Source organism: Shewanella sp. CAL98-MNA-CIBAN-0140 (genome assembly GCF_040309905.1).
Classification (GTDB): Bacteria; Pseudomonadota; Gammaproteobacteria; order Enterobacterales; family Shewanellaceae; genus Shewanella; species Shewanella psychromarinicola.
Map to the genome: position 1 here is coordinate 166693 of NZ_JBEOPI010000004.1, position 23887 is coordinate 190579.

General features: G+C 43.2%; 13 protein-coding genes and 1 tRNA gene. 4 read left to right on the top strand and 10 right to left on the bottom strand.

The features are described from left to right. Nucleotides 1-36 precede the first annotated feature (36 nt). From AAEY93_RS03780 to AAEY93_RS03810, 7 genes are all read right to left on the bottom strand, one after another. Nucleotides 37-699: a response regulator transcription factor gene (locus AAEY93_RS03780; RefSeq protein WP_124013077.1), complete on the bottom strand. Its 663-nt coding sequence runs from the start codon at nt 697-699 to the stop codon at nt 37-39. 158 nt (nt 700-857) lie between these two features. Then, entirely contained in the window at nt 858-2657 is a 1800-nt protein-coding gene (locus tag AAEY93_RS03785) for a DUF885 domain-containing protein (RefSeq protein WP_124013076.1), read from the bottom strand. Nucleotides 2658-2952: 295 nt separating this feature from the next. Continuing rightward, nucleotides 2953-4272 carry a DEAD/DEAH box helicase gene (locus AAEY93_RS03790; protein WP_124013075.1) on the bottom strand — a complete coding sequence of 440 codons (1320 nt, stop codon included), beginning with the start codon at nt 4270-4272 and terminating at the stop codon, nt 2953-2955. 199 nt (nt 4273-4471) lie between these two features. Beyond that, a tRNA-Ser gene (locus tag AAEY93_RS03795) sits at nt 4472-4561 on the bottom strand. A 258-nt stretch (nt 4562-4819) separates the two neighbouring features. Continuing rightward, nucleotides 4820-5443: a YchE family NAAT transporter gene (locus tag AAEY93_RS03800; protein WP_283107320.1), complete on the bottom strand. Its 624-nt coding sequence runs from the start codon at nt 5441-5443 to the stop codon at nt 4820-4822. A 733-nt stretch (nt 5444-6176) separates the two neighbouring features. Beyond that, nucleotides 6177-8228: a dipeptidyl-peptidase 5 gene (locus AAEY93_RS03805; protein ID WP_351075062.1), complete on the bottom strand. Its 2052-nt coding sequence runs from the start codon at nt 8226-8228 to the stop codon at nt 6177-6179. A gap of 211 nt (nt 8229-8439) precedes the next feature. Continuing rightward, nucleotides 8440-10011 (bottom strand): fumarate hydratase, encoded by a 1572-nt coding sequence (locus AAEY93_RS03810; protein WP_372491424.1) that lies wholly within the window; start codon nt 10009-10011, stop codon nt 8440-8442. Nucleotides 10012-10126: 115 nt separating this feature from the next. Between AAEY93_RS03810 and pabB the strand changes: the two genes are divergently transcribed. The 4 genes from pabB to AAEY93_RS03830 all read left to right on the top strand — a co-directional run bounded on the left by pabB (nt 10127) and on the right by AAEY93_RS03830 (nt 17636). Beyond that, entirely contained in the window at nt 10127-11554 is a 1428-nt protein-coding gene (pabB, locus tag AAEY93_RS03815; protein WP_124013073.1) for an aminodeoxychorismate synthase component I, read from the top strand. 736 nt (nt 11555-12290) lie between these two features. Next, on the top strand, nt 12291-12974 hold the full coding sequence (locus AAEY93_RS03820; RefSeq protein WP_101031157.1) for a glutathione S-transferase family protein: 684 nt from the start codon (nt 12291-12293) through the stop codon (nt 12972-12974). Nucleotides 12975-13271: 297 nt separating this feature from the next. Then, the gene (locus tag AAEY93_RS03825; RefSeq protein WP_101031155.1) at nt 13272-14993 is read left to right on the top strand and encodes a phospho-sugar mutase; all 1722 of its coding nucleotides are present in this window, start codon (nt 13272-13274) and stop codon (nt 14991-14993) included. A 249-nt stretch (nt 14994-15242) separates the two neighbouring features. Beyond that, the gene (locus AAEY93_RS03830) at nt 15243-17636 is read left to right on the top strand and encodes a TonB-dependent receptor plug domain-containing protein (RefSeq protein ID WP_124013071.1); all 2394 of its coding nucleotides are present in this window, start codon (nt 15243-15245) and stop codon (nt 17634-17636) included. Nucleotides 17637-18020: 384 nt separating this feature from the next. Here AAEY93_RS03830 and AAEY93_RS03835 read toward each other — a convergent pair whose 3' ends face one another. From AAEY93_RS03835 to AAEY93_RS03845, 3 genes are all read right to left on the bottom strand, one after another. Next, nucleotides 18021-19724: a glycogen synthase gene (locus AAEY93_RS03835; RefSeq protein WP_124013070.1), complete on the bottom strand. Its 1704-nt coding sequence runs from the start codon at nt 19722-19724 to the stop codon at nt 18021-18023. Nucleotides 19725-19739: 15 nt separating this feature from the next. Next, nucleotides 19740-20996 (bottom strand): glucose-1-phosphate adenylyltransferase, encoded by a 1257-nt coding sequence (gene glgC / locus AAEY93_RS03840; protein ID WP_124013069.1) that lies wholly within the window; start codon nt 20994-20996, stop codon nt 19740-19742. Between the two features lie 95 nt (nt 20997-21091). Beyond that, nucleotides 21092-23671 (bottom strand): glycogen/starch/alpha-glucan phosphorylase, encoded by a 2580-nt coding sequence (locus AAEY93_RS03845; RefSeq protein WP_124013068.1) that lies wholly within the window; start codon nt 23669-23671, stop codon nt 21092-21094. Nucleotides 23672-23887: the final 216 nt, after the last annotated feature.

Sequence of the window (23887 nt, forward strand, 5' to 3'; positions counted from 1 at the left end):
CCCTAGCTTATCAAATGCGGCAATTGGTGGGAACCTTTAAAAGTTAAGGCAGTACCCTTGACCGCGAACAGTATTAATCAGTTCACGGGGTAAATTCCGTTTGCCTAATTTGCGCCGTGTATTACTGATATGCATATCTACATTACGGTCAAATCGTCCTAGTTCCTTATGCAACACCCTTCGCTGTAATTCTGCTTTGCTGATGACATCACCTTGGCGCTCAAACAAATATTTGAACAGTCGGTATTCCGTTTGCGTTAACACTAACGACTTTTCAGCAAAATTAATGGTATAGCACGTATCATCAAAGCCAATATAATCATTAACAGGCTCATTAATCTGCGGGTGGGACCGTCGATGGAGCACATTGAGACGTAGTTGTAATTCGCGGATGTTAATCGGTTTAGCAAGGTAATCATCAGCGCCTAACTCAAACGCTTTAATACGCTCCAGTTCGCTGCTACTGTCTGCTAATGCAATAATGGGGGGTTGGGTTTGTCTTGCAACTAACAGCCAAAAGGAATTCATTTTGGGGACCGAAAAATCGACTAGTATGGCTTCAAGCTGAAGCGTCTCCATTTGGATCAATGCATCAAAGGCATTATTAACCCAGTAAACACTATAACCCTGTTCACTCAGTTGTCGACCTAGGTCACTTTTACCGCAAAGGGTATGTTCTATGAATAGAATATTGTGCATGCTTAACCACTTAATGATAACGATTATTATTAAGATTAGCATATCGGTTTATTCTAAACCAGATTTAATCTGCCTTCTAATTCTTTTCATTAACAAAAAAGGCCTGAATCTTCAGGCCTTAAGACATTTATCACCATAATGAGCGAAACATCATTGCTCTATTTATCTGTCATCAACTGCTTAATGAATTTAACGGGTGCACTACCGTAACTTAAAAACTGTTCATGAAACTGCTTTAAATCAAAATCTTCACCTTGCTTCGCTTTACGTTGCTCACGGAAATCATAAATCTCTCGATAACCCGCGTAATAGCTCGTCAATTGCACTTGGCTTAAGGTGGCACGGCGCCATTTCCCTTCAGCTTCGGCACGTTGTTGGAAAGCTTCATTCTCAAGCAAGTCAAGCACCTCTTGCTCACCCATACCGTTGACTTGAATATTATAATCTAAAATAGTGTTACAAATAACCCGTAGATTCCACTTGTAATACATCAACCACATTTCAGGTTCAAAGTTTCCATAGCCCTCTTCCAGCATCATGCGTTCGGTATACACAGCCCATCCTTCAATCATGGCACCATTACCGAATAGGCTTTTCACTAAACTAGGAGACTGATTTGAAAACACCAGTTGGGTGTAATGTCCTGGGATCGCTTCATGGATATTGAGTACTTGAAGGATCCAATGATTATATTCGCGTAAATAGCTTTCTGCAGACTCATCGCTCATATCATCAAGGGGTGACACATTGTAATACGTATTACCGCCTTGATCATAAGGTCCAGGCGCACTGATGGAAGCACCAGCAAAGCCGCGCATATATTCAGGCGTTTCACGGACAATTAACGGCTTGTTTGGGTCGAGTGTCACCAGTTGTTTATCATTCACAAATTGAATAAGTTGTGGAATTTGCTTACGAACTTCGGCAACAAAGTTTTCACGCTTAACATGTTTGCTGGATAACACATCAATTAACTGACGAATGGCTTGTCTCTCATCGGCAGGTTTAGGGGTATCGATGTACTTTGACCAAATGGTATCGGTGATTATCGCCATTTCTTGTTGAACATGATTTTTATCAGCCACGGCTTTGTTGTACAACTGTTTCGCTGTCATTCCAGACTGAATGTCGAAAGCAAATTTTTCTTCGTATAAGGTTTCACCAATGCGGAAATCTCGGGCGCCATTTTCTGCTAATTTAGCTTCAAGTGCTGTTAACCACTCAATATGTTGTTTAATGGCTACGATTGCCGCATCAAAACGTTGGCTAAATAAGGCTTTTTGATCTGTGCTTAAACCCGAATCAGCGACCTGCAGAACTAACGCGTCTGACAATACCGAAAATGCCCCTTGGTTTTGCATAATCGCTAATTGGGTATGTTCAAGTGTTGGGTCGTTAATATTGTTTCGTGCAGCGTCATAATAGGCTGGAACATTTTCAAGACGGGCAATCACAGAGATTAGGCGCTCATCTAACGGCGCAAAATCCTCATTGATGATTTGCGCAAACCCACCTGCAACATTGTAATTAGACGGATCCCACTGCCAACCTTTAAATCGAATAATGTCCCACTGCATCGACTCCATTAAATTGGTCAGTAACCTATAATCGATTAACTCATTAGCTGATAATGATTGTGGGTCAAATTGAGCCAATGCCGTTTGCTGGTGTTTAACGAAAGCCAAGGTTTTATCGCGGCCAGCTTTATTAGGGATCTCTAAGTAGCCGTCGTTAACATGCTTACCTCTGTATAGCGCCCATGTAGGTGATAATACCCACAACTCATCGATAAACTGTTGTGAATATTGATTAAAAGTTAACTTTTCCGCAACGGTTGTTGTGCTCGCCTCAGCAGTAACCGCATTGGGTGTAGCACTTTGTTGAGTTTGGCTATCAGTACAGCCAATCAGTCCGGCTAAGGCGAAAGAAACCACCAAAGGAAGTAAGGCTTTGTTCATTTTTTATCCTTAAATTGTTATTATTTTAAGTGCGTATGGGCAGGTAAATTTTATCCTATTACGATGTGAAATAGTTAATCATGTCCATCACTTTTTTGCATCAACTTGACATCTTTTGTGACATATAATCTAGCGCATTTACCCAAAAAGTGCAGACTAAAAAGCGGAATTCGTCACATGGCAGTGTCCACAACAAACTAAAAAGGTCTCAAGCATGCACCCAAAAAAGCGGAATATACATTCCGCTTTAATCAAAAATCAAATAATAACTGAGTTAACCTATCACCAGATCAACTTACACATTCCATGGATTGGATTTGTTACCTTTAGGCGTTATCGGTGCTTTAGCGGTTTTAGTCTTTCTTAAGTCCGATGAAGCCGTTTTCGACTTGCCTAAACTGAGTGTGGGTCTGTCGGTATCTGATGTCGATTTATGTTGACGACTCTTTGGCACAAAATTCAATACCGAAATAGGAATGGGTTTAGAGGGTGCAAAGCCGGCTATTTCTTTACGTTCAATTAAATGACCTAACCGACTTTCAATCATGCACAGGTTTTTAAAATCATCATTAGACACAAAGGAAATCGCTTCACCCGCTGCCCCCGCACGACCGGTACGACCAATACGATGAATATAATCGTCTGCTGGATAAGGTAAGTCATAATTAACTACACGCGATAAATCATCAATATCAATACCACGCGCCGCAATGCCGGTAGCCACAAGGTATTTAATTTTACCGGTTTTAAAATCGGCTAAAATTTGCTCCCGGACGGGTTGGCTTCGACCACCGTGAATACATTCAGCGCTAATATCACGCTTTTCAAGTTGGCTGACCAATTTAGCCGCACCTTGCTTAGTTTCAATAAATATCAGCGCTTGGTTCCACGCTTCGGTGTTAATTAAATGGCTCAATAAAGCTGACTTTTTGTCTTTATCAACGGTGGTCAGCCATTGTTCAATTTTAGGCGCTGAATCACGATCGGCAATCACCGAAATTTCTACCGGACGCTTAATCGCCGTTTTAGCTAGTGCACGGACTTGGTTTGATAAGGTAGCGGAAAATAATAAACTCTGGCGTTCAGAAGGTAGTTTATCAATGACTTTATTAATGTCTTCAATGAAACCCATGTCGAGCATTCTGTCGGCTTCATCCAGTACCAACACTTCTACTTCATCAAAGTGCACTGCTCGTTGTGTATATAAGTCGAGCAAACGCCCAGGTGTTGCCACCAAAATATCCACGCCATCTATTAATGCTTGTTTTTGCGGCTTTTCATCAACACCACCGTAAATGGCAAATGATGTTAATGGTAAATTCTTAGCGTACTGCACAATATTGGCTTGTATTTGCACAGCGAGTTCACGGGTTGGGGTTAAAATTAACGCCCGAATACGTTTTTTACGCTGCATTTCACTGTCGGCTAAGCGCTCTAATATTGGCAACACAAAACTTGCGGTTTTACCGGTACCCGTTTGCGCAGCGGCAAGTAGGTTTTTACCGGTTAAAATAACCGGAATAGTTTGTTGTTGAATAGGTGTTGGTTGACTGTATCCCACTTCATGTAGGGCATTGACAATCGCGTCGCGTAATCCAAGTGTCGAAAAAGGCATGAAAGTGGGTCTCAGTAGTAGAACAAGAATAAAGCATTATAGAGGCTGCGCCTAACAAGCGCTAACACCTAGTGATATAAAGATAGGCTAGATAAAGGCATGGCAGACAACGATGAAATGAGGCGCCATTATGGATATCTGCATATTAGCTCAAAACACAAATGAAAAAAGACGTCCGAAGACGTCTTTTTTCATAATATGGCGGTGAGCGAGAGATTCGAACTCTCGTTAGGGATAAACCTAAACACACTTTCCAGGCGTGCGCCTTCAGCCACTCAGCCAGCTCACCAATTTTTGACTGACTTTTAACCACACCATAAAAGATCAGGTAAAAGCCAGTTATTAATTTTTTTCGTGTTGAGTGCGTATAGCCTGCACTCTACAACATAAACACACTTGTTTGCACGTTTGGGTTCAATTCGTATTGAACAACAATACCCGCTGTGTTGCTAATCGAGGCGTACTTTACGCAAATGCTGATAGCGGGTCAAGCTAAAAAACCCCACTATCAAGTGTTTGCACAAATGCTCAGCAAATTATGTCTTATCTACCCCACTAAGGTAGGGAAAAGTCCTTTAACGCCAGCCGCGATGACTTCAATGCCTAAAGAGAGCATTAGCAGGCCCATTAAACGGGTAATGACGTTAATTCCGGTTTTGCCCAGTAATTTAAACAGTACTGGCGCCATGCGAAATAAACCCCAGCTTAAAATCCCTAAGGTAATAATGGTGCAAAACATGCCAACGAAGTTCATCGTATTGTTGTGCTCTGCCGCAAACACAATCACCGCACTAATGGCACCGGGTCCGGCCATTAGTGGCAAGGCTAATGGCACGACAGCAACAGACTCCATGCCCGAAGACTCACGGTCTTCTTCTTGGTTGCGTTTCACTTCACTGATCTTACCTTGCAACATCGACATCGCAATAATACAAATCAAGCTACCACCTGCAATACGAAATGCAGACAATGAAATACTGAACATACTAAGAATATGCTGACCCGCTATCATAGTGATTAATAAAATCACTACCACTGCAAAGTTGGCAACCCGATTAGTATGTCGGCGCTCAACTTCAGTTTGATGGCTGGTTAAGCTAACAAATACAGGCAATAACCCAACAGGGTTAATGATGGCTAACAGTCCTAAAAAGAACTTAATATAAAGCATAAAATCCACTAACTACACCCTCTTGTTATTACCTGATTTAAAGCTCGGTTATGAGGGCGCTAATGTAGCTGAAACCCAGAGGTTTCCCAAATGAAATTTTTTATCATTAAAGACGTGTTTTCCTATACAAAAACTAATGTGAATATTAGCACCTTCATTTTACCCCGGTCCTTCTAATTAACGACCTCAATGGCCAAACCGTCATTTTATTCCATAATAACGCGCAATTTTACCGCAAAGCGATTACTTAATCCGCTTTAATCAATTATAAATAGCATTAAATGTGCTTAACACACATAAAAACCAAATGTTAAAAGGCCTCTTTTGATGAAAAATACTAACATCAAGCTGATAATACATCTCAATAAAGACCCCAATAATTTAAGCCAAAATCATTGCCGGCCTCATCATCATTATTATCGCCGATATTGTTGCCATTATCGTTACCAAAAATAACATCCATATTGGCATCTATCTCGTTGTCAACATCACTGCCGACTCAATCATCAAAACCGGCTTAAATCTGCTCATTAATATCATCAATTAAGTGAACATCATCGCGTGGGTTATGACTCAAGATGCAATTGATTAGGTGAGAGACAAAAAAAGAGATGTTGCCAATGGCAACATCTCTTTTTTTAACCGAACTCTTTATTGGATCAAGGTGGAGACGTTTATCACAAGGCGAGCCTTAGCTCATCAATAGAAAAACGATCCTGAACGCTTGGGTGAACTATTTGGCTGTCCAACGATCCATCCAACCGAGAACATTCTTGTACCATAGCTGTAAGTTATCTTGATTTAAGATCCAATGGTTTTCATCTGGGAAAACCAATAACTCAGATGGAATGCCTTTGCGTTGCATAAAGGTGAACGCAGCAAGACCTTGACCATAAGGTACTCGGTAGTCTTTTTCGCCGTGGATGACTAACATCGGCGTTTTCCAGTTTTCAACATAATTCACTGGGTTAAATTTTTCATATAATGCTTTGTTTTGATCGTACGGACCACCAAATTCATATTCAGGGAACCATAACTCTTCAGTGACATAGTACATAGAACGCATATCAAACAAACCAGCATGATCAACTAAACACTTGAAGCCATCATTCCATTTCCCCTGGAACCAGTTCATCATATAACCACCGTAAGAGCCACCTAACGCACAAGCATTGTTAGCATCTAGCCAAGGTTGCTGCGCCGATACGGCTGCCATGCCCTTTTTAAGATCTTCAAGGGGTTTGCCGCCCCAATCTTTACCAATGGAGTCAGTGAACGCTTGACCGTATCCAGTAGAGCCATGGAAGTCGACCATAACCACACCGTAACCCGCACCAGCCCATAATTGTGCATTCCAGCGGCTGCTGAAACTGTTACCAAATGAACCTTGTGGGCCACCATGTACCAGGTAAGCAATCGGGTATTGTTTACCTGGTACATAGTTAACCGGTTTTATCCAGTAACCGTGAACGGTTTCATCGTTCCAACCTTTAAAGTTGAACTGTTGATAATCGCCAAATTTAATCTGCGCCAGTTTGTCTTTGTTGACATGGGTCAGCTGAGTAAGATGCTCGCCTTCCAGTGTCACACTGTATAAATCAGCGGGTTCAACCAAAGATGACTTTTGAAAGAATAACTTGTCATTTACCGCCGCAACCAAGCTATTGCTGCCTTGATTATAAATCGGACGCACATCACCAAACTGAGTGTTAACCTCAAAAATAGTCACTTGACCAACATCTTGAGCTGTTACGTAAAGTGTACGACCGTCAGCGCTGAAATTGAGTGAACTCGCACTACGATCCCACAATGGTGCCACTTCTTTTTCTTGGCCAGTCACATTGTCACGTAACATAATCCGGTTACGATCGGCTTCATAGCCTGGTATGGTCATGGCCAAATAGGCAAGATAACGGCCATCAGCAGAAAACGTTGGCTGGGCATCCCATGCCTTATTGTCTGCTGTTAAATTAACAGTTTCACCGCCGGCAACAGGTACTTGCCATAAATCGTAGTTAGTCGTCCAAGCTTGGTCTTTGCTCGGCGCTTTAGCACTGTAAACAACATATTTGCCGTCTGCAGTGAAAGTGACTTCTTCCATACCTGAAAAGGGCTTAGGTGGCGTTTCAGTATCGCGCCCTTCAGTCACATTAGTGGCTGTGGTAATTTTATTGCCATCAAGTGCGGCGACAAATAAATGATTACGTGCATGGTCTTCCCACGTGTCCCAATGACGCACCATTAGCTGCTTGTATAAACGGCCAGAGGTTTTGCTTTCAGCTTCGGCGGTAAATTTGTCTTTTGAGCATGTTAAGTCTTTACACTCTGGGAATACCCGCAGGGTCATAACAACTTGCTTGCCATCGTTTGACAATTTATAACCGTTAATGTCTAACGGTAACTCAGTAACAGGCATCGCTTCACCGCCATTAAGGGCCAGTTGATACAATTGACTGGTTCCAGTGCGACTGGCGAGGAAATAAATTGATTTTCCATCAGGCGAAAAACTCACATCGTGCTCAGTTCCAGCTGCTGATGTGAGTTGTTTTGGCGTGGCCTTTTTATCGCTTAAATCGAGTAGGTATAGGTCTGAATTGCCCTCGCCTTTATCGTCGACCACTTTTACGCCGTACACCATGGTCTTACCATCATTTGATACGGCCGCTGAGTGCAGCTTATTTAAATTAACCAGTTGCTGAACATTAAAGGCTGCGGGCTCAGCCGCATAAACTGATGTTGCCATGCCTGCCGCAACCAGTGCGAATAATACAGAAGACTTTTTCATTATTATCTTGTCTCAGTTGTTTAAATAAAACATGAGTTCGCGTTGAGTCAGCTACTAAGCAAATTTCGCGTAATCATAAGATGTGTATAGCAGATTAACCAAAGCAAAACGCTCAGGCAACAGACCTTTTGTAAAGAGCTGTAAACCCGAGCGTTTGATCACATTGACACACTGACTAATAACATCAGCATCAACATACACTCAGTGTTGCTTATGGCTTATTATGTTGCTTTGCGTTAGCAATATTAATTTTCCAAATCGCCGGTCCGGTTTCATGCGCATTGACACCATTGGTATCAACGGCCACCGTCACCGGCATGTCTTGTACGTCAAACTCGTAAATGGCTTCCATACCAAGATCTTCAAATGCGACCACTCGAGATTTCTTAATTGCTTTAGATACAAGATAAGCTGCGCCGCCAACGGCCATTAAGTACACGGCTTTGTGTTTCTTAATTGAAGCAACGGTTTCAGGACCACGCTCAGACTTGCCAATCATGCCCATTAGGCCTGTTTGGTCTAACATCATGTCGGTGAACTTATCCATACGGGTTGCCGTAGTTGGGCCTGCTGGGCCAACAACTTCATCGCCGACAGGATCAACCGGACCGACGTAATAAATAAACTTACCGGTAAAATCGACACCTTCTGGTAAGCCTTCACCAGAATCAAGTAACAGTTGAATACGTTTATGGGCGGCATCACGACCAGTAAGCATTTTACCGTTTAATAATAAGGTATCACCGCTGTTCCATGTTTCAATTTCTGCCTGGGTAACCGTGTCTAAGTTGACCCTGTGAGTGTTCTGACCCGCTTCACGCGTAATTTCAGGCCAATCAGACAATGATGGAGGCACTAAATCAACCGGGCCGGTGCCGTCTAAATGGAAATGAACATGGCGGGTTGCAGCGCAATTGGGGATCATCACCACAGGTTTAGAGGCTGCATGAGTCGGTGATGATTTGATTTTAACATCAAGTACTGTGGTTAACCCGCCTAAACCTTGCGCGCCTATGCCTAAATTATTTGCTCGTTCAAAAATATCTAAACGCAGTTTTTCTTCTGTGGTTACCGCGCCTCGTTCCATTAATTCATGAATATCAACGGGATCCATTAAAGATTCTTTAGCCATAACCGCCGCTTTTTCAGCGGTGCCACCAATACCTATGCCCAACATGCCAGGAGGACACCAACCAGCACCCATAGTGGGTAAGGTTTTTTCTACCCATGCGGCAATGTCATCAGACGGATTAAGCATGGCCATTTTTGATTTATTTTCAGACCCCCCGCCCTTAGCGGCTATCATCACTTCAACTTGATTACCGGCGACCATATCGATATGCACAACAGACGGGGTATTATCTTTGGTATTTTTACGCGCGCCAGCAGGATCTGACACTATTGATGCACGTAAAGGATTATCTGGATTAGAGTAAGCACGACGGACACCTTCATCGACCATCTCTTGTACTGTCATGTCGGTTTTATCCCACTGAACCGACATACCAATTTTAACAAAGCTAGTGACAATTCCCGTGTCTTGACACAAAGGGCGTTTACCTTCGGCAGACATACGCGAGTTAATCAGAATTTGAGCAATCGCATCCTTAGCTGCGGTGCTTTCTTCACGCTCATACGCCTTGTTCATCGCATCAACGAAGTCTTTGGGATGGTAATAAGAAATATATTGTAATGAATCTGCAATACTTTCAATAAAGTCAGCTTGTTTAATAACAATAGTCTGACTAGACATTGTAGAATGAGATGTTGTATTCGTCGACATATGGTGTGCTCCAGCAGCCATTGCGGCCTAACATGTTTATTATTTTTATTTAAGACCAATATGATACTCTTTTCATCCTTTACGGGCTAGATCACATTTTAGATAAGGGCTATCGATGTCTGCGCGGGCAAGAAACGCACTCTTTATGAAAAAACTGGCTTGGGAAATAGACACTAAGCAGCTATTTTCACTCTTTCGCGACCAGCCATGGGCGATAATACTCGACTCAGCCAACGCTGCGCACCAAGATGCACAAGTCGATATTATTGGGTTTAATCCTATCGCGACCTTAACCAGCAATGACGGTATATGTCAATTTACCGCCAAACATCCAGCAATCAACGCGCTCAATATTGATATCGATCATGATACTAGCCCTTTTGATACCTTAGCACAGCTGCATGCTCGTCTATATCCATCCGCTCAAGCCAGTCAGCATACTTTTAGTGTGGGTGCCATGGGCGCTTTTGGTTATGATCTTGGCCGTAGTATTGAAAAATTGCCCTATATTGCGACTAAAGATATTCACCTTAATGATATGAATATTGGCTTTTATGACTTCGTCCTCATTTATGATTATGCCGATAAGTCTTGGTATGCCTACCATTATGATGGCTTAGACGCACTTGAGTATGAGTTGAATTTAATTCAATCAAAAATACAAGCTGACCTCGAAGAGGCGATTAATCCACATCATTTTCATTTGACAACGCCGTGGGTTAACCAACTTACCAGTACACAATATCAACATAAGTTTTCTCGAATTCAGCAGTATTTACTCAGTGGTGATTGCTATCAAATCAATTTAACCCAACGATTTGAGGCTCAATATCACGGTGATGAATGGCAAGCCTATTGCGCTCTATCCCGAGCTAATCAAGCGCCTTTTTCAGCATTTATGCGCCTTGAACATCATTGCATACTGTCTATTTCGCCGGAGCGTTTTATCAAACTTAACGGCCAGCATATTGAAACTAAACCGATAAAAGGCACCTTTCCTCGCCATCATGATCCGCTTTTGGACCAACAAGCGGCTCAAGCGTTACTATCGTCTGAAAAAGATCGCGCTGAAAACGTGATGATTGTCGATCTATTGCGAAATGATATCGGTAAAGTGGCCGCGCCAGGCTCGGTTAAGGTGCCAAAATTATTTGCCATTGAAAGCTTTCCAGCGGTGCACCATTTGGTGAGCACGGTGACGGCCACACTTGCAAAGCATAAAACTGCGTTTGATTTGCTTCAAGCCGCCTTCCCTGGTGGCTCAATTACTGGTGCCCCAAAAATACGCGCTATGGAAATCATTGAAGAACTAGAGCCATCAAGACGAAACCTATATTGCGGTAGCATCGGCTATATCAGTCAAAACGGTAATATGGATACCAGTATTACCATCCGCACATTAGTTACCGAAAACAACCGACTTTATTGTTGGGCCGGTGGTGGCATTGTTGCCGATTCAAATGGCGATGCCGAGTATCAAGAAAGTTTTGATAAAGTCAGTAAAATATTGCCTTTACTGACCAGTCTGAACCAATTTAAGTGATCTCAGCTCAAGTTAAGCGATGGGGTAAGTAAGTTAATATCAGATTATTTAACACAAATTTGCCATTTATTTGCTAACAAAGATGTTTTCACCTGTTAATAGCGAGTCTATGGCAAGTCAATACAAGGTCGTAGGCAAGACAAAAGGTTGTTTGATAACCTTTGTATAATTCCCTATTGAGGTTAAGTACAAGTTGAGGTTAAGTATTAATTCGATAGAGCAAACTTATTTTACTGCTAATCTGCAACGATATTAGCAATAGCGATAATTCAATTAGCGAAATAAACGTTACTCAGTGGTGCGCACTAGCAATGACTTGGGCGGATGAAACCGAGTTACAGCCTTACCAACGAGCGCACAACATAAACATAGTATCAACCTATGTTGACCAACATAAACACTGTGATGACGGGTATCTGCACTTGTAAGTTTAATAATCAACAACACCGATACCCAGTACGCCAGCACTTATAACAACGGGTGAATAACAGATGTTTACCCCAAAGTGGATAATGTTCTCGACCAATCCGGTATTAGTGTACGCCTGTGGATTTATCTAATACTGACAGCCGAGCCTAACTTATACCTAGCTTAAGCTATTGAATAACTTCCATCTTGAGGCGGACTTAATTTGATTGCATAGTACATGAGTGAATATTTGATTGAACCCTTAAAAATTATTGAGCATTCGTTCAATTTCTGTTTAAATAAGCTTCTTACTGAATAAGGAGTTCATATGATTAAATTTTACTTTCACCCTGGCCCTAACCCAATAAAAATTGCTCTGTTCCTCGAAGAAACAGGACTTGAGTTTGAACTCGTGCCTGTGGATACCTTAAAAGGTGAGCAACACTCTGAGCAATATCGCGCCATAAACCCCAACAGCAAAACCCCAGCCATTGAAGACAATGGCGTAAGAGTGTTCGATTCGAATGCAATACTGTTATACCTTGCCGATAAAACAGGTCTATTAGCTGGATCGCCTGAAAACCGTGGTGAGCTGCTGTCTTGGTTAATGTTTATTGCCACAGGTTTAGGGCCTTATTCTGGCCAATGTGTCCATTTTACCCATCATGCTCCTGAAAAAATTGATTACGCAGCAAACCGTTATAGACGTGAAACGCAACGTCATTACGAGGTACTCGATGCACATCTTAACAACCGTGACTTTATCGTTGCTGATGAATTAAGCATTGCCGATATTGCTGCCTGGGGCTGGGTTGATCGTATTGATTTTGTATTAGGTGAAGATGCACTGGCTAGTTACCCTAATGTTCAACGCTGGTTTAACCTTATCAACAGCCGCCCTGCGATAGCGCGTGCCAGAAATATGGGCAAGGATATTGAGTTCAAAACTGAATTCGATGAACAAGCCAAACGCTCATTCTTCCCCCAGAACTATGCTGTTGATGCGAAATAGGCTTGCATAACCTAAGATTAAAACATGGCTTGTGGATTACCGCTTGTGTTCACACGCCTTGTTTTGTTAGTAACACTCATCATTGATCTATAATCTATGTTGTCAGCCCGCGATCAGGTCGATGGTATTGTGCTACAACGCTCTGTTTACAAAAGCATAATACTCACTAGGCATGTAGACTAAGCGTATAAGTCATGAATACAACTTGTTATTTTTATCCATTTAGCGACGAAATCACTTGTCCTTGCAGCAGTATTTTCCTACTGTTATTGCAAATGATTATCAATGAGGTTACTCATGAACACCCATCTTCAACATCAAATCAACCAATGGCTTAACAACGATCCCGATCCTCACACTCGCTCACAACTGCAAACGCTGATTGATGCGGGCAATGAAACTGAGCTAACGGCACGCTTCGCCGGCCGTTTAGCCTTTGGCACTGCCGGGCTTCGCGGTGAAGTCGGTGTTGGCCCAATGGCCATGAATCGCTTGGTTATTCGCCAAACCACGGCGGGTCTTGGCGCTTATTTACTCGAGCAGATAAGTAATGCCGCCGAGCGCGGTGTGGTGATAGGTTACGACGGTCGCCATGATTCGTTAACGTTTGCCCATGATGCGGCCAGTGTATTAACGGCCATGGGCATCAAAGTGCGCTTAACCCATAAGGTTGCCGCCACGCCTTTAGTTGCCTTTGGGGTAAAGCATTTTAATGCTGCAGCAGGCATTGTCGTAACAGCCAGCCATAACCCGCCACAGTACAATGGCTATAAAGTCTATTGGGAAAATGGCGCGCAGATTATTCCACCCCATGATACTGGGATTGCCGCCCAAATTACCCGCGCAGCAACCCAAGCGATCCCGTTTTTAGCGCTAGCGGATGCCATCAAACAACAAACACTTACTTGGTTGCAAGACGATTTCTACCAGGCTTATCGCCAAGGGATTTTTGATGCCAAAGAGCTGCAACATCGAAATGGCCAAGATAAAGTCAGTTTGGCTTACACCGCAATGCACGGTGTCGGTGCCGACATGGCTGAAGCCGTGTTAAACGATGCCGGGTTTACCCAAGTGTATTCGGTAGCGGCTCAACGTGAACCTGATGGTGATTTCCCTACGGTCAATTTCCCTAATCCAGAAGAAAAAGGCGCCATGGATTTAGTGATTGCCGAAGCGAAGAAACACAATGCGGTGCTCGCTTGCGCTAATGACCCTGATGCCGACCGCTTTGCTGTCGCCGTTCGCACTGAGCCTGGCCAATACCAAATGCTGACGGGCGATCAAGTCGGTGTGCTCTTTGGCCATTATTTACTCAACCATGCACCTAAAAATCAACAACTCACCGGCACCACTATTGTGTCATCAAGTCTGTTGTCTAAAATCGCCGTTGAATTTGGCACCCAAAGCTATACCACGCTGACAGGCTTTAAATGGCTGATGAACGTCGGTATTGCCATGCACCAAGCTGACAAGCAGTTTTTATTCGCTTATGAAGAGGCGCTCGGCTACACCATAGGTAATTTAGTCTGGGATAAAGACGGCTTATCGGCTTTAGTTGCCTTCGCACAGCTAACGGCTGAGCTAGCCATCAATGGCCAAACCATCTGGGACAAACTAGAACAGATTTATCGCCAACACGGATTTCACCTTAATGCACAAGTCAGTATTGCACTTAAGGCGGATACACCCAATATTGGCGCGTATTTGCGTGAGCACCCACCGATAAACATTGGTGAATATTCAGTGGTATCGACCGATGATTTAAAAAGTCTTCAGCGTACTAGTGCCGACGGCAGCCAACAAACCATTGATTTACCCAGCAGCGATGTATTGATTTATGCCTTAGAAGGAGGAGCACGAGTGATTGTTCGGCCATCTGGCACTGAACCAAAAATTAAATGTTATTACGAAGTGGTGGAAACAATGACACCAACAGACACTTGGGCGTCAGCAAAAGATCGTGCTGAAAAAGCCATGAGTGCCTTTATAAAAACCCATCAAGCTAGTTTGCCAAGTTAACTGACTCATTAGACTATTAAGCTCAATTAACAACTCGTTTGTTATACGCCTGTTACTATAGACAGGCGTTTGTTTTTGTTTGTGGTGAATTGTAAACATGATGAATCTATTAAACAATTTTACTAGACCAGAGTGTCATGAGATATGACTGATTGGACTAACTCCCCCTATGTTAAAGCCATCTAAACGTCTGCGAAAATGTTCTATAATGTTACAAAAATTTATTATAACGTTATGACAGGATTGCTAATGTACAAAAGTCTCGTTTCTTTGGCCATTGTTGCCAGTATTTCAACTCCAGCAGCCATCGCTGCAGAGGAAAGTCAAAACCTAGAGCGCATTCAGGTGATTGGCTCTCGGATCGCATTACGCACAGCAACTGACAGTGCAACACCCGTCGATATCATTACCTCAGAACAACTCGAAGCCACTGGTATTACTGAAACCGCTAAGGCATTACAGTTTGCGGCGCCAAGTTATAGCTTTCCGTTTTCGTCCATTACCGATGGCAGTGATGCGGTTCGCCCAGCAAGCTTACGCGGCATGTCACCCGATCACACCTTAGTCTTGGTTAACGGCAAACGTCGCCATGGTTCTGCATTGGTTCACTTAGGCGGTACGTTAGGTAAAGGTGCATCAAACGTTGACTTAAATGCCATTCCGATGACCTCGATTAAGCGAATTGAAATTTTACGTGATGGTGCTTCTGCGCTTTATGGTTCAGATGCCATTGCTGGCGTGATTAATGTGGTCCTTAAAGACAGCGCCGAGGGTGGCAGTATTGCCGCCCACGTTGGCCAAACCTATGAAGGTGATGGTGAGCAAGTTCGATTAGGGATTAACCAAGGGTTTAGTTTCAGTGATGACGGCTTTGTGAACGTCTCTTTAGAAGCGCATCAGAAAAATTCAACTAACCGTGCTGGTCTCGATCCACGGCAGCAATACCCTACTCTAGCGGATGGCAGTCCAGATCCACGTGAAGCGACATTCGATCGAAAAAATCATCACGTCGGCGACAGTGACGTTGATAACTACGGCTTGTTTTTTAATGCGCAACAAGGATTGGATACCCAAGGTAAGCTTTATGCCTTTGGCGGGATCACTAAGCGCAGTTCGACTTCAGGCGCTTTTTATCGTCGCGCGCTTGATTCACGTAACGTAACCGAAGTCTATCCAGACGGATTTTTACCGCAAATTAGTCCAGAGATTATCGATTATTCTTTAGTGACCGGTTATGAGTTTGAACTGGGTCAATGGGAAATCGATACTTCTGCAGGTTATGGCAGTAACAGCTTTGAATACAATGTTGAAAACACCATTAATGCTTCGCTTGGCCCTGATAGCCCAACAAGCTTTGATGCTGGCACCCTGTCGACCAGTGAGTTGAACCTCAATCTAGATGCCTCCAACTATTACGACTTTGTCAATGACTCTGACTTATTAGTGGCCATGGGCGTCACATGGCGCGAAAGTGGTTACCAAATTGAAGCTGGCCAAGAAGAATCCTATATTCAAGGTGATTACCAAGATAAGTCTGGCGGCAGTCAGGGATTTGGTGGCTTTACCAAAGAGTCGGAAGTTGACGAGAGTCGCACCAATCTCGGTCTGTATATTGAACTTGAAAACCAACTCAGTGATTATTTTTATTGGGCTGCAGCGGTTCGCTATGAAGATTATGCCGATTTTGGTAGCAACACCAGTTGGAAATTATCCGGTCGTTATGAGTTAACCGATAATCTGGCGTTACGTTTAACCACTGACACCGGTTTCCGCGCACCCAGTGTGCAACAGCTTTATTTTACCAATGTATCAACCTTCTTTGATCCAGATCCGATCACTGGCGAGTTTGTCCCAAGAGAGTCAGGCACCTTTAACCAGTTATCGCCGGTAAAAGCTGAGCTGGGCATTCCCGATCTTAAAGCAGAAATATCACATTCCTACAGTGCCGGTATTGTTTACACCAGCGAGAATGGTTTTGTTGTGACCTTGGATGCTTATCAAATCAATGTCGATGACCGGATTATTTTATCTGGCGATATCGACAAAGAAAGTTCAGCGGTAATTGCCTCTATCCTTGAGGGCACCAATGCGGACTCCGCGCGATTTTTTATGAATGCTGTCGACACTCAAACCCAAGGCGTTGACTTAGTTGTCACTCAAGGTATTAATCTTGGCGAATATGGCGATTTGAAAGCAAACCTTGCTTACTCTTATAAAGAAACTGAAATTGAGTCGATTAGGTTACCGTCAATCCTCAATGGCTTAGAAGATCAGTTATTTGATCGTATTGAAGTCATTCGCATGACGGAAGCGAATCCAAAAAATACCGCTAATATCGGCTTTACTCATCATTATGATGACTTCAGCACCAATTTACGTTTCAGCTATTTCAGTGACTATACTGTGGGTTATTCATCCAGTGAAGTGCAATATGATGCCAGATGGACTACCGATCTGAGCACGCGTTATCAAGCAACGGATAATCTGGCTGTCACCTTAGGGGCCCAAAATCTGTTTGATACTTATCCAGAAAAACGTCCTGAAGACAATAACTTTAACGGGATATTTGTATACCCGCTCACCAATACCCCATTTGGGTTTAATGGTGGTTATTATTACTTAGATCTACGCTACACCTACTAGACTCATAGTCAGTAACATCGGACTGTATCTCTAAAGGCAACAACGGTATTAAAATAGTCATGATGACTTAGCGCAAAGATTATCGACATAAAGCGTTCAGTCATTCATAACCTGAAGTTGCCGATGAAATACAAAAAAGCCAATCGAGTTTGATTGGCTTTTTTCATGGCTTAATGTTGCTGTTTTTACTATCGATAGAAATAACATGAGTACCAATAACAGCGACCATCATAGTGCTAACAATAACGCTCAACATAACGCTAATAATAGTTCCTAATAATAGGGTCAATAATAATGCTAACCGATAGCATTAAAGATGATAATGCTATTAGCTCGCAGGTATAACATTACCCAGTTCGTTAGCCTAGATGGTGACTAATCATTTCAATTAGTCACATATAATTTTTCAATATACTCCTTGGCGACCTCATCCCAGGTAAATCGTTGTTTGGCGGCATTGTGCTTCACCTGTTGCCAAGTATCGCTACCCAATAATTGGACCACTTGGTTAAATCGTTCAACCAAGGCCTGACCCTGTGAGGCCAACGTTTCGCCATTAAACACCCAACCACTGACATTATCTTCAACCGTATCGTAAAGCCCACCCACACCATGAACTAAACAAGGTTGTCCTACCCGCATTGCGAGCATTTGACTGATCCCGCAAGGTTCAAATGAACTGGGCATTAAAAATAAACTGCCACATTGATAAAGCTGTTCTGCTAACGCTTCATCATAACCATGTAAAAACAGAAAGTTATCATAACGCGCGGCAGTTGCTTGCATCATTTTAGCGATATGCAAATCGCCGCTGCCTATCATCAGGAAGACACCATCCGGTTGCAGCTTTTTAAGCGATAGCAATATCGCGTCCAACACCGTTTTTGCTGAGGAAAGACCTTGAGGATCGCTAAATGGCTGCAATAAAATCAACACTTTTTGTTCCGTTAACCGGCCGACAGAGGTCAGTAAAAACCGCTCTGTCTCATCCTTAATCTGAGCCGGTTTTAGCGCCAATGAGTCGCTCAACAGCGCATGTTTATACTGACCAATACGCGCTAATGCCATTGCGTCGATAACACTGAGGTTAATGGCTTTCGCTTGCCATTGAATAACGGTATTTTCAGCTTGGAGCAATAAATCTTTATAGCTGGCTTTATGTGCATCAAAGGCAGAAATGGCCTCATCATAGACGCAGCCATTAATAATCCCGACTAAATTGCCTTGCTGATCTTTAGTCGCTAGATCATTTTCCAATCCTTCGCCACCGAAAAAACCTTTGTGATGATCTGAAGGCTTTAACACCTCTTGCGCATAAGTGGGAGACACTAAATGCACTTTATCGCTCAGCACAATACCCATTCGCATCGGATTAATACAATTGCTGTAGCGAGGATCGAATAAGCTTTCTTTGGCAATAGGGTCTAATTTGTCAATGTATTGTGGAAACCAATGGCCAAACGACGACTCATCACCACTAAAGGGGCGGATCCCTTGTAAAGCCAAATTGTGGATGGTAAACACGCAAGCCAAAGATTTCAATCCAGCAAAATCAACCACGCAACCTCGAAGCATTGCCACCATAGCGCTGTGCCAGTCGTGCAGATGTAATACATCCATGCGCGGCAATATTTCCCGCACTAAACTGGTGGCGACACAGAGGGAAAACAGGGCAAATTTGGTCGCATCTTCGGCAAAAGGTCTGTCGACCGAACCGTTACAGTATACTTGGCCTTGATGATTAAACAGCGGATGATCAAATAGATAAATTTGCGCTATTGAGTCGTCAAACTTATCTTGGTCCACAGTCACTATGGCGTCTTTGTGTTGCGGTCTTGGCAACCGATACACGGTAACGGAATGACGTTCACCGGCAAAATCAACCTCAATATCAGCCAAATATGCAGCACGATATTGTTGGGCTAAAAAGCCGTAATTAGGCATAGCAACATCGGCTATCACGCTGCATTGTGCTAACGCTGGCGGTAAATCGCGGATAACATCCGCCATGCCACCAACCTTGGCGCCGTGCAGTGCATCATTTTCTGCTGCCACCAGCAGTACTCGTTTTATACTCACTGAACTCATTAACGATCCTTATTATTAACCAACAGGTAAACCCAACATTTTACGTGTCACTAAGGTAATACCTTTTTCTGATACCCTAAAGCCCCTCGCTCGGTCATGATCGTGATTATATCCAATCACCATGCCTTCAGGGATAATACAACCTCTATCAAGAATGGCATTTTGGATTTTACAATGCTTTAATACCACCACATCGGGCAATAGCACAGAGTCTTTCACAAACGAATAAGAACATACACGCACTTCGTTAAATAACACACAGCGTTTCACTTTCGCGCCCGAGATAATACAGCCACCAGCGACGATAGAATCTACCGCCATACCGCGCCTATCTTTATCATCAAATACAAATTTAGCCGGAGGAAGTTGCTCCTGATAAGTCCAAATAGGCCATTTAGCATCATACAAATTCAATGGCGGTGTCGGTGCCAATAATTCCATATTCGCTTGAAAAAATGAATCTAAGGTTCCTACATCGCGCCAATAAGCTGGCTCATCAGGGACGGCACTGGAAAAAGGGAACGCAAACACATTGTGTTTTTCAATGATCGCCGGGATAATATCTTTACCAAAATCACGGTCTGATTTTTCGTTGTTGGCATCTTTTTTCAATTGGTCGAACAAAAACTGAGTATTAAACACATAATTGCCCATCGAGGCTAAACACTTTTCCGGATCATTGTGCGTCGGTTTCGGATGAGCCGGCTTTTCTTCAAACCCAATTACCCTATTCGTGCTATCGACCTCCATCACCCCAAAAGCACCAGCGGCTTCAGCTATCGGGGTTTCTAAACAACACACCGTCATATCGGCACCTGATTCAACATGGGCGGCTAACAAGCCTGCATAATCCATGCGGTATATGTGATCGCCCGATAGGATCATCACGTACTTAGGCTTTTCATGACGAATAATGTCGATATTTTGAAATACAGCATCTGCAGTACCCTGATACCAGTTCCCTGATGTTCGCTGTGATGCCGGTAAAATTTCAACCGACTCCCCGAGCTCCTTTTTAAAATGACCCCAGCCACGAGTCACATGTCGAATTAATGAATGTGACTTATATTGTGTCACCACTCCTACTCTACGTATTCCTGAGTTGATACAGTTCGATAGTGGGAAATCGATAATGCGATAATTACCGCCAAAATATAACGCCGGTTTAGCGCGCCGGTCGGTTAATTCATGCAACCGTGAACCTCGCCCCCCCGCCAAGATAAGCGCATAGGTATCACGAGTTAAATTACTAATATAACGAACATTACTCATAAGTAGACTCCATTTGGTTATCAAACATAGCCATCAACAAATACTAACTGATCAACGACCTACCTTGTTTTCGGCATTACACCGCCATCCTTGTATTACTTTTTCATCCAGATTTCATCGCGGTAGCCCGCTATTGTGTTGTCGCTTGAGAAACGTCCGCTAGCAGCGGTATTTCGGATACTGATTTTTTGCCAACTATCTTGATCAAGATAGGTCTTTGCCACCTGCTCTTGTGCCAAGCAATAGCTGTCAAAATCAGCGGCGGTCATCCATTGATCATTGGAGTCAAGAACCGAGGCAATAATGTCATCGAAAATACCGGGTTCGACCAAATTAAAATGACCACTTTTTAGCATGCTCATCACTCGGTTAAGGGCTTTTGAATGTTCGATAATATGTTGAGGTTGATAATCAATTCGAGCTTGTGTCACTTGCTTAGCATCTAAGCCGAATAGGAAGAAATTCTCATAGCCGACTTCTTCGAGCATCTCAATATTGGCGCCATCTAACGTGCCAATAGTTAAGGCGCCATTCATCATAAACTTCATGTTGCCAGTGCCTGAGGCTTCTTTACCCGCAGTCGATATTTGCTCAGATAAATCGGTACCCGGACATATTTTTTCCATGGCACTAACATTGTAGTTGGGTAAGAAAGCCATCCGTAACAATGGCGACACCAGAGGATCGGAGTTAACCATATGGGCAACATTATTGGCCAACTTAATGATTTGTTTTGCCATGGCATAACCTGGCGCCGCCTTACCACCAATCAACACACAACGAGGCACCATATCTTGTGTGTCCCCATTGAGGATACGGCGGTATAAATGGATAACATGTAAAATATTCAGTAGCTGGCGTTTGTACTCATGGATACGCTTAACTTGCACATCAAACATCATCAGTGGGTCAAATTCGACACCGCATTGTTGTTTAACGAATGCCGTTAATGCTTGTTTATTTTCGAACTTTATTTGCGCCCACTCTTTAACAAACGCCTTATCACTGGTAAAAGCATTAAGTGCCGTCAGACGAGATAAATCGTTGATCCATTCATCGCCTAAACGACGGCAAATTAATGAGGATAATTTAGGATTACAATACGCAAGCCAACGCCTAGGAGTAACACCATTGGTTTTGTTATTAAATTTATGAGGCCACAATTGGTAAAAATCCTTAAACAGCCCCTCTTTGAGTAATTGTGTATGCAAACCCGCCACCCCATTAACCGAAAAACAGGCGACAATCGCTAAATAGGCCATACGAATATGCTGCTCTGGGCCTTCTTCAATAATCGACATATTGGCCAGCTTTTGAATATCTCCCGGCCAATGGTGGGCGACTTGTTCTAAATAGCGCGCATTAATTTCGAAGATTATTTCAACAATCCGTGGCAACATATTTTTCATCATTGGCACTGACCAACGCTCTAATGCTTCGGGCAGTAAAGTATGATTAGTATACGCCATCGATTGGCTGGTGATAGCCCATGCTGCGTCCCAACTCAAGCCATATTGATCAAGCAAAAGCCGCATTAACTCAGGGACCGCAATGCTCGGGTGAGTATCGTTAAGCTGTAACACGTTATGCTCATTAAACTGGCTGAAATCCTCACCAAATTGACTAACGTAACGAGCCAGTAAATCTTGCAAACTGGCTGACGATAAAAAGTATTGTTGCCTCAACCGTAATTCTTTGCCATTAACACTCGCATCATTGGGGTACAACACCATAGTAATTTGTTCAGCCAAATTTTTGGTCGCTACCGCTTCGGCGTAATCGCCTTCGTTAAACTCATCTAAGTCAAACTCATCATTGGCTTCGGCTTTCCATAATCTCAACGTGTTAATTCGACCATTTTTAAACCCTGGGATCGGCATGTCATAAGGGACGGCTAATACATTTTGGGTCTCGGCCCAAACATGGTGTCGATGTCCCCGCTTATCAAGATAGGTTTCGGTATGACCAAAAAACGGCACGCTAACGATACGGTTGGCGATCCGAACTTCCCATGGATTACCATGACGTAACCAACGATCTGGACGTTCAACTTGATAGCCGTCGACAATTTTTTGCGCAAACATACCGTATTGGTAACGAATACCATAACCGGTCACCGGTAAGTCTAAACTGGCACAGCTGTCTAAAAAGCAAGCTGCTAGTCGTCCAAGTCCGCCATTGCCTAATCCTGCATCTTGCTCAACTTGTTCAAGATCTTCTAAGTTGGTGGCATAATCGGACAGTACTTGCTGTGCATCAGCGGTAATGTCTAAACTCAATAATGCATTACCTAAGGCTCGACCCATCAAAAACTCAAGCGATAAGTAAGCCACTTGTTTTTGTTGATATTGATTGTCTTTTATCCGCGTTTGACGCCAGCTATCGAGCATTTGCTCTTTAACGCTGTGCGCCACGGCATTAAAGAGTTCATGTTTTTCATGCTCATCTCGGCATAACCCATAGCGAATATGTCTGGCTAACGATGCCGATAAACTGTCGCAAGGTTCACAAGGCTCGGCGTGTGAGCTGGCCGTTATGTCAGCGGCGTTAGATAATTTAGTAGATAAGGTCTCAGCGTCAGCTTTGGCCTTACTGCTGGCCTTGCTGTTGGCTTTGCTTCTACTCGCACCGGCAGACGCTTTATTAACACTGGCACTATCTTTCGCTGTAGTCATCAATTGCTCCTGGAAAATTCAAATTCAGTATGAAATAACATTAAACTGCGACTCATTAAGCTAACGTGCTGTCTGGCATCAACCACAGGCTCACTGTCTTTCGCTGTAGTCATCAATTGCTCCTGGGAAATTCAAATTTAGTATGAAATAACATTAAACTGCGACTCATTAAGCTAACGTGCTGTCTGGCATCAACCACAGGCTCACTGTCTTTCG